The organism is Rhizobium sp. Leaf371, from assembly GCF_001424045.1.
Taxonomy (GTDB): domain Bacteria; phylum Pseudomonadota; class Alphaproteobacteria; order Rhizobiales; family Rhizobiaceae; genus Ferranicluibacter.
The window spans coordinates 699335-712346 of sequence record NZ_LMQB01000001.1 but is presented as its reverse complement, the minus strand read 5'-3'; the positions used below and the strand labels follow the sequence as shown (position 1 = coordinate 712346).

The 13012-nt window shown below is 64.3% G+C and carries 12 protein-coding genes, 2 pseudogenes and 1 riboswitch; of the genes and pseudogenes, 9 read left to right on the top strand and 5 right to left on the bottom strand.

What is annotated here, in order from left to right; translation table 11 throughout:
- Positions 1 to 187: 187 nt before the first annotated feature.
- Positions 188 to 588: riboswitch (cobalamin riboswitch) on the bottom strand.
- A 153-nt stretch (positions 589 to 741) separates the two neighbouring features.
- Positions 742 to 2502, top strand: a complete 1761-nt coding sequence (locus ASG39_RS03140) for a chloride channel protein (protein ID WP_062593384.1) — start codon at positions 742 to 744, stop codon at positions 2500 to 2502.
- Between the two features lie 30 nt (positions 2503 to 2532).
- Here ASG39_RS03140 and ASG39_RS03135 read toward each other — a convergent pair whose 3' ends face one another.
- Positions 2533 to 3990, bottom strand: a complete 1458-nt coding sequence (locus ASG39_RS03135) for a cobyric acid synthase (RefSeq protein WP_062592695.1) — start codon at positions 3988 to 3990, stop codon at positions 2533 to 2535.
- 661 nt (positions 3991 to 4651) lie between these two features.
- On the opposite strand from ASG39_RS03135, the gene ASG39_RS03125 reads away from it, so the two are divergent.
- Positions 4652 to 5644, top strand: coding sequence for a glycine betaine ABC transporter substrate-binding protein (locus ASG39_RS03125; protein WP_062592685.1), 993 nt, complete (start codon positions 4652 to 4654; stop codon positions 5642 to 5644).
- Between the two features lie 82 nt (positions 5645 to 5726).
- Complete coding sequence (locus ASG39_RS03120) at positions 5727 to 6107, top strand: hypothetical protein (protein WP_244481106.1); 381 nt, start codon at positions 5727 to 5729, stop codon at positions 6105 to 6107.
- Between the two features lie 16 nt (positions 6108 to 6123).
- On the opposite strand, the gene ASG39_RS03115 is transcribed toward ASG39_RS03120, so the two are convergent.
- Together ASG39_RS03115 and ASG39_RS03110 are read right to left on the bottom strand one after the other, a co-directional pair.
- The gene (locus ASG39_RS03115; RefSeq protein WP_244481105.1) at positions 6124 to 6861 is read right to left on the bottom strand and encodes a phosphodiester glycosidase family protein; all 738 of its coding nucleotides are present in this window, start codon (positions 6859 to 6861) and stop codon (positions 6124 to 6126) included.
- Positions 6862 to 6992: 131 nt separating this feature from the next.
- A complete protein-coding gene (locus ASG39_RS03110) occupies positions 6993 to 7151 on the bottom strand; it encodes an entericidin (RefSeq protein ID WP_062592680.1) in 159 nt (52 codons plus the stop codon).
- Positions 7152 to 7250: 99 nt separating this feature from the next.
- On the opposite strand from ASG39_RS03110, the gene ASG39_RS03105 reads away from it, so the two are divergent.
- Positions 7251 to 8441, top strand: coding sequence for a DNA topoisomerase IB (locus tag ASG39_RS03105; protein WP_347360150.1), 1191 nt, complete (start codon positions 7251 to 7253; stop codon positions 8439 to 8441).
- A gap of 9 nt (positions 8442 to 8450) precedes the next feature.
- Here the strand turns inward: ASG39_RS03105 and ASG39_RS03100 are convergent, their stop codons facing one another.
- Positions 8451 to 9335, bottom strand: a complete 885-nt coding sequence (locus ASG39_RS03100; RefSeq protein ID WP_062592678.1) for a LysR substrate-binding domain-containing protein — start codon at positions 9333 to 9335, stop codon at positions 8451 to 8453.
- 120 nt (positions 9336 to 9455) lie between these two features.
- Between ASG39_RS03100 and ASG39_RS03095 the strand changes: the two genes are divergently transcribed.
- The 5 genes and pseudogenes from ASG39_RS03095 to ASG39_RS24375 all read left to right on the top strand — a co-directional run bounded on the left by ASG39_RS03095 (position 9456) and on the right by ASG39_RS24375 (position 11434).
- Positions 9456 to 9707 (top strand): hypothetical protein, encoded by a 252-nt coding sequence (locus tag ASG39_RS03095; protein ID WP_156467992.1) that lies wholly within the window; start codon positions 9456 to 9458, stop codon positions 9705 to 9707.
- A 72-nt stretch (positions 9708 to 9779) separates the two neighbouring features.
- Positions 9780 to 9986 carry a hypothetical protein gene (locus ASG39_RS03090; protein ID WP_062592674.1) on the top strand — a complete coding sequence of 69 codons (207 nt, stop codon included), beginning with the start codon at positions 9780 to 9782 and terminating at the stop codon, positions 9984 to 9986.
- A gap of 353 nt (positions 9987 to 10339) precedes the next feature.
- Positions 10340 to 10912 (top strand): annotated as a pseudogene (locus tag ASG39_RS24385) (AraC family transcriptional regulator); the annotation flags it as partial.
- Positions 10825 to 11184: pseudogene (locus ASG39_RS24755) on the top strand (hypothetical protein); the annotation flags it as partial. The pseudogenes ASG39_RS24385 and ASG39_RS24755, both read left to right, overlap by 88 nt.
- Entirely contained in the window at positions 11117 to 11434 is a 318-nt protein-coding gene (locus ASG39_RS24375) for a helix-turn-helix domain-containing protein (RefSeq protein WP_347360152.1), read from the top strand. The pseudogene ASG39_RS24755 and the gene ASG39_RS24375, both read left to right, overlap by 68 nt.
- Positions 11435 to 11483: 49 nt before the next feature.
- Here the strand turns inward: ASG39_RS24375 and ASG39_RS03080 are convergent, their stop codons facing one another.
- Complete coding sequence (locus ASG39_RS03080) at positions 11484 to 12803, bottom strand: diguanylate cyclase (RefSeq protein ID WP_062592670.1); 1320 nt, start codon at positions 12801 to 12803, stop codon at positions 11484 to 11486.
- Between the last annotated feature and the right edge of the window lie 209 nt (positions 12804 to 13012).

Sequence of the window (13012 nt, the reverse complement as noted above, 5' to 3'; positions counted from 1 at the left end):
ATGATACGGAAAACGCGCGGGCGATCCGCCGCGGCCGCGTGCAGCAGCCGGGCCAAGATCACGTGGGCCAAGATTGCATGGGCCACAATCGCATGCGTAAAAATCGCCGGCCCGGATGACCCGGTGGGCGAACGTTTCGTGTGCCACGACAACCTCCGTGCTGGCGCTGGAACGCTGCATCATGAGGACGCGGCGCGGTGTGGCTGGCAGGTCTCCTGGCTCACGGCGTCACGCAGGGCAAGGGCCCTGAGAACGGGTTCGCCTCGCCTTCCCGAAACAGTGTGCCCGGCGTCTGACGACCGGATCGATGTCGAAGAGGTGGACGATTCGTAGATAAGGAGGCGTCCGACCCCGGTTGCTCGCATCGCTGCTTCAGTGGCTTTTCCGGCTGCACCCTCTGAGCGACGCCAGCCGCACCACGCGGCATGATCCGTCGTCCATCGGACGAGACCGGATGGCGAACCCTGACCGTTCTACAGTCGCGGGGTCGGCTGCGATGAGGATGCCCTGTCTGGGTCCATCCCTTCGCATTCCCATTTACTCCCGAACGACACGCGCCGCACGGGAACCATCCATCACTCAAGATTAGGCGCGTCGCTGGATCAAGTCAATCATCCGCGCTATGTCCGGCCCTTCGACCGAACCGAAGCTCAGTGCGTTCACGACTGTTGAGCGCCCGACGAGATCGCGCCTGAAATGTTTGACGTCCTGAAATCGCTGACCCTTGCCCGCGTGAAGCGCATGGCGCTGAAATCCGTGAGTTTTTCGGAGTGGCGCATCTTCGCCCGCCGCAGCGAGATCGGGCTGCTCGTCGCCGGCATCGTCGTCGGCCTCACCTCGGGACTGGCGGTCATCGCCATGAGCTTCGTCTCGCTGCAGCTTCACAAGCTGATCTTCGGGATTTCCGACTATGAGCGCGTCAGTTCCGCCGACCTCAAGGGCGAGATCGCGGTGCTCATGGCACCGATCGTCGGCGGGCTGCTGCTCGGCCTCCTGATGATGGGCCTTTCGCTCTGGCGCAAGAAGGCGATGGTCGACCCGATCGAGGCCAACGCCCTGCATGGCGGGCGCATGTCGCTGACCGACAGCATCGTGGTCGCGGTGCAGAACCTCGTCTCCAACGGCTTCGGCGCGTCCGTGGGTCTGGAAGCCGGATACACGCAGCTTGCCTCCGGCCTCGCCTCCAAGATCGGCGTGAACCTGAAACTGCGGCGCAACGATCTGCGCACGCTGCTCGGCTGCGGTGCGGCCGGCGCCATCGCTGCGGCCTTCAATGCGCCGCTCACCGGCGCCTTCTATGCTTTCGAGCTGATCATCGGCTCCTACACCATCGCCTCCCTCACCCCGGTCGTCGTTTCCGCGCTCGTCGCCAATCTCGTCACGCGCCTGCTCTGGGGCGACGAATTCACCATCGACATCGGCGCTTTCGGCGATGTCGTACCCGGCGACTACGTGCCGGCCATTCTTCTCGGCGCCCTGTCGGCCGGCGTCGCCATCCTCATCATGAAAGGCGTGTCGCTGACCGAAGAGGTGGCGCGCAAGAGCGCCATCCCCGCCCCCATCCGTCCTGCCATCGGCGGCACGGTGGTCGGCCTGCTCGCGACGATCTCGCCGCAGGTCCTCTCGGGCGGTCATGGCGCGCTGCATCTCAACCTCGCGCAGACGACGCCGATCGCCATGCTCGTCGGCCTCTTCCTGCTGAAATCCGTGGCGACCGCCGTTTCCATCGGCTCGGGCTTTCGCGGCGGGCTGTTCTTCGCCTCGCTGTTCATGGGCGCGCTTCTCGGCAAGGTCTTTGCCGACCTCGTGCCGTATGTCTTCGGCGACACCACGCTGACGCCCGTCATCTATGCCGTCGTCGGCATGAGCTCGCTTGCGGTCGCCATCATCGGCGGACCGCTGACCATGACCTTCCTCGCGCTGGAGATCACCGGCGACTTTCCGATCACCGCGCTGGTGCTGGCCGCCGTCATCACCTCGTCGCTGGTGGTGCGCACCACGTTTGGCTACTCCTTTGCCACCTGGCGCTTCCATCTGCGCGGCGAGAGCATTCGCAGCGCCCACGACGTCGGCTGGATCCGCAACCTCACGGTCGGCCGGCTGATGCGACCCGATGTCCGCACCATCAACGCCAAGGCGACGCTGGACGAGCTGAAGGCGGAGTTCCCGCTCGGCTCGGCCCAGCGCGCCATCGTCGTCGACGACACCAACCGTTATGGCGGCGTCATCCTCATTCCCGAGGTCTATGCGAGCCCGGTGGAAAAGGACGCCACCGGCAAGGGCATCGAAGACTATATCAAGCTGTCAAACGATTTTCTGCAGCCGAACATGAATGCCCGGCAGGCCGCCGCCCTGTTCGACAAGACCGAAAGCGACGCACTCGCCGTTTGCAACAACCTGATCGAGCGCCGCGTCGTCGGCGTGCTGACGGAGAGCTACACGTTGCGCCGCTACAGCGAGGAACTGGATCGCCGCCGCCGCGAGGCATCGGGAGAATTCTAGTGCACCGTCAACGACAAGAGAGGTAACTCTCTACCGACGCATTAACCCGTCGAGCCAGCGGGGATCGAGCACGGCTTCCAGCTCTGCCGCGACGGCATCGAGCGCGGCATCCACGGACCCGCGATAGTCGAAGGCCTCCGCCTCGATGCCGAAGCTGCGCAGCAAGGCCGCGCGATAGGCGTCGCTGGCAAACAGGCCATGCAGATAGGTGCCCATGACGCGGCCATCCGGCGACAGCGCGCCGTCCGGCCGGCCGTCGATCGTGACCGCAGGACGCGCGCAGTCCGGCCCGGTCGTCTGGCCGAGATGGATCTCGTAGCCGTCGAGCGCCACGTCATATTCGGTGGAACGGGCGCCGCTGTTGCGGACCACTTTCTCGCGGGCCATCTCGGTCTCCACATCGAGCAGACCGAGACCGTCGATGGCAGCGCCTCCGCCTTCGATGCCGAGCGGATCGGAGATGCGATGCCCGAGCATCTGGTAGCCGCCGCAGAGGCCGATCACGCGGCCGCCACGGCGCAGATGCGCGGCAAGGTCCCTGTCCCAGCCGGCCGCCTTCAAGGCCGCGAGATCCGCGATCGTCGCCTTCGATCCGGGAAGGATGACGAGGGCCGCCTCTTGCGGCAGACGCTCGCCCGGCCGGATGAAACGGAGATCCACAGAGGGTTCTGCGGCCAGAGGATCGAGATCGTCGAAATTGGCGATGCGCGGCAGGACCGGCACGGCGATCGTCAGCGCGCGGGCCGTGCCCTGCGAGAGGCGTTCCAGAACCACGGAATCTTCCGCCGGAAGCTGGCGGGTCGCCGTCAGCCAGGGAACGACGCCGAAGCAGGGCCAGCCGGTAAAGCCCTGGATGGCGCTCAGCCCATCGTTAAACAGGGTGACGTCGCCACGGAACTTGTTGATCAGGTACCCGGTGACCATGGCCCGGTCTTCGGGCGCGAGCACCGCATGCGTGCCCACCAGCGATGCGATGACGCCGCCGCGATCGATATCGCCGACCAGCACCACGGGCACGCCCGCGCGCGTCGCAAAGCCCATATTGGCGATATCGCCGGCGCGAAGGTTGATTTCGGCCGGCGAGCCGGCGCCCTCGACCACCACGAGATCGCAGCCGGCCCGGATGATCTCGAAGCTTTCCAGCACCGCGCCGAGCAGTTTCGGCTTCATCGCCTGATAGTCGCGACCGCGCGCCTGTCCGACGACCTTGCCCTGCACGACGACCTGGCTGCCGGTCTCCGATTGCGGCTTCAAGAGGACCGGATTCATGTGGATCGAGGAGGGAATGCGGGCGGCGAGCGATTGCAGCCACTGCGCCCGGCCGATCTCGCCGCCGTCCGTGGAAACGGCGGCATTGTTCGACATGTTCTGCGGCTTGAAGGGCGCGACGCGGTAGCCGCGATTGGATGCGATCCGGCAAAGACCGGCCACCAGCACCGTCTTGCCGACATCCGAACCTGTTCCCTGAAGCATGATCGTGTTTGCCATGCGGCCTGATAGCATCCGGGAAGAGCATGCGCCATCGATCGCGACGGACGCGGCACGCGCGAAAACCGCAGCAGCCGGGGCCCTGCGGTTTTCCGTCCTCGACGCCGAAAGACGCACGGCGCGGGGCGGGCAAGCGGACGGCATCGAACGGATGCCGACAGGCTGGCCGACCGCCGGGACGCAAAACCTGATCCGGCAGAGCCGCTGTTACCAGCCACGCCACCATCCTTAGGCCGAGACAGTTACCAGAGCGTTACCTTGCGGACATCGGATCACGTTTTTGTCAGTGCACAGCCGCGCGAGACCACAGCCGCGCAAGACCACAGCCGCATAAGTGCGGCGGCCTCTGACCAGGACGCGCAAACGGACGAGGACAGACCGGCGAGATGTTCGCCACAAGGCACACTTGGAAGAGAAGACATTCAAGGGGTTGTGAAGCCATTGCGATCGGACCGACCGAGAACGGCGTTGATTTCTGCTTGAGAGCTTCTAGGCTGCACCGCAGACGACGGGACGATCCGGAACACGGGATCGCCAACATGTCGAAAACAATCATCGTGGATACGCATGCAGATGCGCCGGAGGCGTCGGCCTGATGAAGACAGTTCGCGACATCTTTCGGAAGGCCGGGAGGAGGAGGTTCCTCGGCGCGTGTTTTGCGATGGCAATCGGACTGTTGGCAGGCAGCGGCTTTCTGGCCTCGGGCACGCCGGCACGGGCCGAAGGTTGCGGCGCGCTGTCGATTGCCGAGATGACCTGGGGGTCGGCCGCGGTCACCGCCCATATCGACAAGTTCATCCTGGAAAAGGGCTTTGGCTGCACGGTCGCGCTGGTGCCCGGCGACACGATGCCGACCTTCGCCTCGATGGATGCCGACGGCCGGCCCGATATTGCCCCGGAAATCTGGGCGGCATCGCTGCAGCGGCCGCTCGATGAGGCGCTGCGGGACGGCCGGCTGATCGAAACCACGCGCGTCCTGACCGATGGCGGCGTCGAAGGCTGGTGGATCCCGCGCTATATCAGCGAGGCCCATCCCGACATCAAGACCGTGCAGGATGCGCTGAAACATCCGGACCTGTTCCCCTCGCCGACCGATGCCGGGAAGGGCGCCGTCCACACCTGTCCGTCGGATTGGAACTGCCAGATCCCGACTGCCAACCTCTACCGCGCGCTGAAGGGCGACGAAGCCGGTTTCGAGCTGATCAATTCCGGCTCGGCGGCAGGCCTCGACGGCTCCATCGCGCGGGCCTTCGCGGAGAAGAAGGGCTGGCTCGGCTATTACTGGGCGCCGACCGCCGTGCTCGGCAAATACGAGATGGTCAAACTGTCTTTCGGCGTCGGCCACGACCGCGCCGAGTGGAACCGCTGCACCGCGGTGCCGGATTGCAGCACGCCTGTCGTCAACGGCTATCCGACCACCGATGTCTACACGATCGTGACGAAAGGCGTGCCGGAAAAGGCCGGGCCCGCCGCGATGGACTATCTGGCAAAGCGCCAATGGGACAACCAGACCGTCAACAGCGTGCTTGCCCATATGGACCAGACGAACGGGGGCCGGGATGAGGCGGCGCTGTTTTTCCTCAGGACGTTCGAGCCCGTCTGGAGCACCTGGCTGCCGGCGGACGTCGTCGCGAAGGTCAAGGCGGCGCTCTGAGCGCGTGGCCGGCCACGACGCTCCAGTCCGGCTTCAGCCTCGCATGCCATGAAGGCGCGACAACCGGCTTGAGGGGACCCCGATGAACACGCACGCCACGATGAACACCACGAGCAGCCCGATGCAGCAGACGACGCCGACGGACCGCGATGCGGTTGCCGATGTCATCGAGCGCCTGCAGGCTCCCGACACGGCCTTCCTGTCGCTCATGATGGACAACCCGAAACAGGATGATGCCCTGATCGACGGTCTTCACCGCTTCCTCGACCGCTCGGCCGGTGCACGCTTCCTGCACACGCTGAAGCTGGAGCAACGCGGCCTCTGGCTCGGCCATACCGCCCCTGCCCGGCTGCAGATCCGCCTGACGGAGGCGGCACGCTCGTCCCAGCACGCGGCTTATCAGGCCTTCCGCACCGGCCTCACCAAGTCCGGCGGGTTGGAACGGGCTTTTCCGAAAGCCTGAATCTCAAGCTTCAGCGCTAGTCTTCAACTCTGGAAGAGCCTGCACCATGCCACATGGGCGTGGTCACCGCGATAATCGGTCCCATCGGATAGGTTTCGTCGATGCGGCCGATCTCCGGCGCGTAGAGACTGGAGATGTGACCATCGAGAAACAGCGCATTCGGGCAGCCGAGGGCGTCGCGATAGAGCGTCGCGACATCGTGAAACCGCACCGGTGACAGCGAGATCGCGAAATGCACGATGCCCTTCTCATCCACGCCGACACCGTTGCGGATCTGGAGGCTGTCGCTTTCCGGCTTGGAGGCGGGGTGAACGGCCCCGTCGATGACCAGCATCGGCCCGGACTGGGTGGCAAAATCCGGCGTCGCCAGGACCGAGCGCCGATAGGCCTCCGTCTCGCGCACGATGGCCTTGCCGTTTGAGAGCGCGAAGACGCCGTTCGGAAGCAGATAGAAATTGCCCCAGCCCTCGCCTGTCGCGATCGGCTTTCGCTCCACGCCATCGATGACCAGCAGCCCGACCGGCGACAGGTCCTTCTCGTACATGCCGCCATTCATCGCAAAGTCGAGACGCGTCTGATCGCGCAGCAGGTCGGTTTTCAGAGCGGTGAAGCCGCCATAGGCGCGACCGGTCTCGTCGGCATGAAAGATGGAGAGTGTCGAGGAGGCGGGATCGACATCGCAGACGGCGTAATCCGTTCCGAGGTGCCGGACAATGCGACACGCGGCACGAGAATCTTGAGCGACGGTGAGCATCAGCAAAAACGCCAGACAGAGTTTCGGGATCATAGGCTGCAGACTATTCGATCGCGCCGAGATGGCGAGACACGAAAACGCCGGCGGACACGAGGTCGCCGGCGTTTTCCAACCACGAAAGGTCGATCAGATCACTTGGCAGCGCGTTCGACGTTGCGGCCCGCGTCCTGCGTGGCATCGACGGTGTTGGCCGTGTCCTTGCCCATGCCGCGAATCGTGTTGCCGCAAGCGGACAGAGAAACGAGAGAAACGAGTACGATGCCGACGGTAGCGATGGTCTTTGCGGTCATGGCTTGGGTCCTTGAATAACGCCAGATGGGGAAAGACAGATGTCTTCGGCCTCACAACGCGCGAACACCGGAAAAGTTCACCGCATCGGGAAGAAAATCGTGAACAGGCCGGCGTCGGCAGGCTTCTGTTTTCCGACGCCGGAAACGACGCAGACCGCGGGAACTTCCACGCTGCGATCTAGTTCATCAGCCATCGTGGACCAGATCACAGCCTCCATCGCCGCTTCGGTCGGCAAGAAACGCGACACGGGACAGCCCGAGGGCACGCCGACCCCCGAGCTCGTCTATCTCTCACGCCTTGACGAGGGCATCACCCGCAAGCAGGGCAAGAACGGCTTCCTCTATTACGGGCCGAACGGTTCACGCATTACGGATACGGGCGAAGTCGATCGCATCGCGGCGCTGGCCATTCCCCCCGCCTATACCGAGGTGTTGATCTCGCCCGATCCGCAGACGCATCTTCAGGCGATCGGCAAGGATGCGCGCGGCCGCAAGCAGTATCGCTACCACCCGGACTGGCACGCCGAGCGCGGCAAGGCCAAGTTTGCCCTGCTGCCGTCCTTCGCGTCGCGCCTGCCAAAGGTCCGCGAGCGTGTCGATCACGACCTGCGCATGCGAACGCCCGGCATGGAGAAGGCGCTCGCCACCATCGTCTGGCTGCTCGACCATCTGTTCATCCGCGTCGGCAATACGGTCTATGCCGAGGAAAACGGCTCCTACGGTCTGACGACCCTGAAGAACCGGCACGTCAAGGTGTCCGGATCGAGCGTACACTTCCAGTTCAAGGGGAAATCGGGCAAGGAATGGCGCCTCAGCCACAGCGACCGCCGGATCACCCGCATCATCCGCTCGCTGCAGGAACTGCCCGGCCAGCAGCTTTTCCAGTATCTCGACGAAGACGGCGACCGCCACCAGATCCGCTCGCAAGACGTCAACGCCTATATTCGCGAGGCGACCGGCGGCGAGTTCAGCTCGCGCCAGTTCCGCACCTGGGGCGCGACCCAGATGGCCGCGACCGCACTGTCGACGGTGGAGCCCGCGGAGACTGAGCGGCAGCGCAAGCGCCAGATCAACGAGGCGGTCGATGGTATCGCGGCCGCCCTCGTCAACACCCGCGCGGTCTGCCGCAGTTCCTATATCCACCCGAAAGTGTTCGAGGACTTCGAGAACGGCGACCTGCAAACGTTGCGCGCCCAGCGCAAGAGCGCGAGCGAGACGATGACGCGCTGGATGAACGACGACGAAATCCGCGTGCTGCGGTGGCTGAAGAAAACCACCGACAGCGCGTAACGGACCGCCTCAGACGAGGGCGAGGCAGGCGGCGCGCACATGCTCGGCCACGGCCAACACCGGCGCCGAGGCGTCCTCGATCGTCTGGATACCGATATTGTAGGTGCCGAGATCCGGCAGGCTTTCCAGCGGGCCCAGCTCCACCAGCTCGCCCTGCACGAGGTAGCGCGGCAGCGGCGCGATCGCGAGATCCGCGAGGATCGCCGCTTTCTGGCCTGTCGTGTGGGCGCTGAGAAAGGCCACGCGGTGGGCGCGTCCGGCCTTGTTCAGCTTGTCGATCGCGTCGGCGCGCCAGACGCAGCCGTCCTCCCACATCGAGACCGGCAGCGGCTCCCGCAGATGCGCGGTGCCGCAGCGCCGCCCCACCCAGACAAGCCGTTCCTGCATCAGCACCTCGCCCTCCCGCAGCGTTTCGCTCGGAAAGCTGTTGTAGATGACGATGTCCATGCGCCGTTCCTCGACGCGTTTGCGCATGACGTTGCTCTGCCCGATCATCACATCGACCGTGACGTTCGGAAACGTCTCGCCGAACCGCTTGAGCACATCGGGAAGGATGCGCTCGCCGAGATCCTCCGGCGCGCCAAGCCGGACGACGCCCTGCATATCCGGCATCAGGAAGCGCGTCACGGCCTCGTTGTTGAGCGCCAGCATCCGACGCGCAAAGCCCAGCAGCACCTCCCCCTTCGGCGTCAGCGAGACCGAGCGCGCATCGCGCAGGAACAGCGCGCATCCGAGCAGTTCCTCCAGCTTCTTGATCTGCATGGAGACGGCCGACGGGGTGCGGTAGACCGCCTCGGCCGCCGTCGTGAAATTGCCGGTCTCGGCAATGGCGACGAAGGTCTTGAGGACGTCGATTTCAAGCATCGGCAGCGCGTGCCGCATCATCATGTTCATGACGACTCCATCATCAGAAAAACTGAACGATACCGTGAGTTCTATTCGTTTGAATGAACCTCTGATGGCGCGCATTGTCAAGGTGCAAGCAGACACGATGCAAAGATGGGAGCAGCCGCCATGAACAGCAATGTCGTTTTTCTGGACGTGCGGGAAACGCCGGTCGCGACGACCCCGAAACGCGCTTCCCTTCACGCATTCCTCTCCGCGGTGCGGAAGGCGATCGATCGGCAGAAGCTCGTGGCAGCGCGGCGGGCCACCCGCCGGCAGTTACAGGCACTGCCGACCGTGGTGCGCCGGGATGTCGGCCTCTCCGATCGTCCGGGCATCAAGAATACTGAACTGACGCATCAATTCTATTCGTTGGATTGATGGACAAGGTTGCGACATTCTCACCTCGTGGTCGCGACCTTTTGAGAAACCTCATCAAAAGGAACCAGTGCAATGTCTATCTCAGGATTTTCCCCTTCCCTCTCGTCGCCCTCGTTCGGGTCGCGTGCACGCGCAGGCGTTTCCACGCTCGCCCATCGGATCGTCAAGCGCTGGCAGGACAGGCGCGCGGAACGCGCTCTGGCGTCGCTGTCCTATGACACGCTCAAGGATATCGGTTTCCCCTCCACGACCGATCCGCGGAACACGCCCACGTCATGATCGCAGCCGCCAGATGGCCGAGACAACAGGCCAATGCCGGACGGGCGGCGAGCGGCCCGCCGTGTCGAGGAACCGATAGTCAGATCAAAAGGGCGTTTTGCCAGACGGCAAAGCGCCCTTTTTGCGTGCGGCATCCGGATGGTTCGATCTGCCTGTTTCCGACAAAGGCACGCGGGGGCGCCAGCGTCGCAAACAGAGAAGTCTGAGCGGGCGGGAGCGGCCCTGCCCGACTTCGGACCTCTCCTACCAATGCTGCAAAGCAACATAATGAGGCGTTTGCACCATCGGCGGATGCTTTTTCAGGCATCGTGCGGAATGTCGCAAATTTATTCTCTTGGCAGTCGCGACCATCCATGCCAGTGTCGCATTCAGGCAAGCTCGGCGGCCGTGTCCGCGCGACGAATAGCCATCCGCCCCGCATGGAGATATCGCTCGTGAACAAGCCGCTCACCGCCAAGCGCTCGCTGGTCTTCTTCCTTGTTCCCAACTTCTCGCTCCTGCCGTTTTCGGCGGCGATCGAAACGCTGCGGATCGCCAACCGCATGCTCGGCTACGACGCCTATTCCTGGCGGCTCGCCTCGACGGACGGGGCGCAGGTGGTCTCGTCCAGCGGCATCGCGCTCGAGGTCAACTCCTCGGTCGCCGACGAGCGCAAGCATCTGGGCGGCGAGAGCCGGCCGTCGATGGTGCTGGTCTGTTCCGGCGTCTTCGTTGAGGACTTCCAGAACAAGTCGGTCAATGCCTGGCTGCGCGAGGTCTATAATCGCGGCGTCGCGGTCGGCAGCCTCTGTACGGGCGCCCATGTGCTGGCCTCGGCCGGCCTGCTGACGGGCAAGCGCTGCGCTATCCACTGGGAGAACCTGCCGGGCTTTGCCGAGGCCTTTCCGCAGGTCGATGTCTTCGCGGATCTCTACGAGATCGACAGCAATATCTACACCTGTGCCGGCGGCACCGCCTCGCTCGATATGATGCTCAACCTGATCGATCAGGATTTCGGAGAGAACCTCGTCAATCGCGTCTGCGAACAGGCGCTGACCGACCGCGTCCGCGGCCCGCACGATCGCCAGCGCCTGCCGCTGCGCGCCCGCCTCGGCGTGCAGAATGCCAAGGTCCTGTCGATCATCGAACTCATGGAAGGCAATCTGGCAGAGCCTCTGTCGCTCCTGGAACTGGCCGACAGCGCCGGTCTCTCGCGGCGCCAGATCGAGCGGCTCTTCCGGCAGGAAATGGGCCGGTCGCCGGCGCGCTACTATCTGGAGATCCGCCTCGACCGCGCCCGCCACCTCCTCGTGCAGTCTGCCATGCCGGTGGTCGAGGTGGCCGTCGCCTGCGGCTTCGTCTCCGCCTCGCACTTCTCCAAGTGTTATCGCGAACTCTACAATCGCTCGCCGCAGCAGGAGCGTGCCGACCGCAAGGTGACGCTGGCGCAGACGGCGCGTTCCGCCTGACGCTGCGGACGGGACGGCCCGTTTCTCCGACGGGCCCGGCGTTTCCGCATCAGGACGCCATCGTGTTGATCATCGTCAGTTCGGAGACGATCCGGTTTCGGCCGGCATGTTTTGCCATGTAGAGAAACTGGTCGGCGGCGTGCAGGTAGTTGTCGAACACCTCGCGCTGCTCGATCGGGGCAAGGCCGATCGAGACCGTGATCGAGAGATCCTCGTCGTCGGTGACAACCTGCGTGCGGGCGATCGTTTCGCGCAGCTGCTCGCAATAGAGCGTGGCCGCCGTGATATCCAGGCCGTCGAACAAAACGCCGAACTCCTCGCCGCCGAGCCGCGCCAGCAGATGATCGTTGCCGACGAAATTGCGCAGGGTCCGCGCCACCGCCTTGAGCACGAGATCGCCGACCTCATGGCCGAACGTGTCGTTCAGGCGCTTGAAGTGGTCGATATCCAGGATAGCGATCGACGATCCCGCCTTGTTGCGAAAGCACTTCTCGACGATGCGCGGCCCCTCCTGAAAGAAGAAGCGCCGATTGTAGAGATCCGTCAGATAATCGCGTGAGGCGAGTTGCTGCAGGGCGGTGATGCGGCGGTGAACGACAATCGAGCGATTGACACGGCTGACGAACTCGTCGCGGTCGAAGGGTCGCTCGATGAAATCGGCACCGCCTGCCTTGAGAAACCGTGCAGCATCGCCGCGCGCGGCCTGCGACGCCACCGCGATCACGGGCACGGCCGTCTCGGCCTCGTAGGATCGCATGCCGATGAGAAGCTGCTGCGCGGAAAGGTCGCCCGCCACATATTCCGATACCACGAGATCGACGGACCCTTCCGTTACCGCGCTGAGAACGTCCTCAGCCGCCTCCGCCTCCATGACCTGGAAGCGCTGCTCGCGCAGCATCAGGGCGACGGCGTGGCGACGCTCCGGATCGTGATCGGCCACGAGCACGGTCGTGCCGGCATTGCTCAGCACGCGATTGACGGCCGCCACCACGGCGGCGACCGACTCGCGCTCGTTCTTGATGATGCAGTCCACCACGCCCCGCGCCATGACCCGCTCGCGCGTGCTGTCGTTGAAGCTGCCGGTGAAGACGATGGCGGGAATGCCGTGCGACAGGACGAGGTCGAGCGCTTCGCAATTGGGCGCATCCGGCAGGTTGAGGTCGAGCACGGCGACATCGACATTCTGGCACTCCAGCGCCCGCTTGGCCTCCTCGAGGGATGCGCAGTGCGTGACCGTGGTGACGGGGCCGTTCTGGATCTCGTGTCGGATGAGCGTCGAGAAGACGCGCGAGTCTTCGATCAGCAGAAGGTGCCTGCCGCTGGCTTTCGGCGCGGCATCCCCCTTCGGCTCTTGCTTGCTGAACGTCAAGGTTCCCACCCTTTTCGAGCAGGCGACCGCGTGACGGTTCTGCTCCTCCCAGATCCCAGCCGTCGAAAGTGCGCGGTTACGATCTATTCTGTTTCATATGGCTTACCATGAAGCCTTTTGTGATCCGTTAACGTCACCCCTAAAAGGAGGTAGCGAAACGGTAATTTTCGAAAAGGCTGCAGCGGGAGCTTCTGGCCGACGGCATGAAA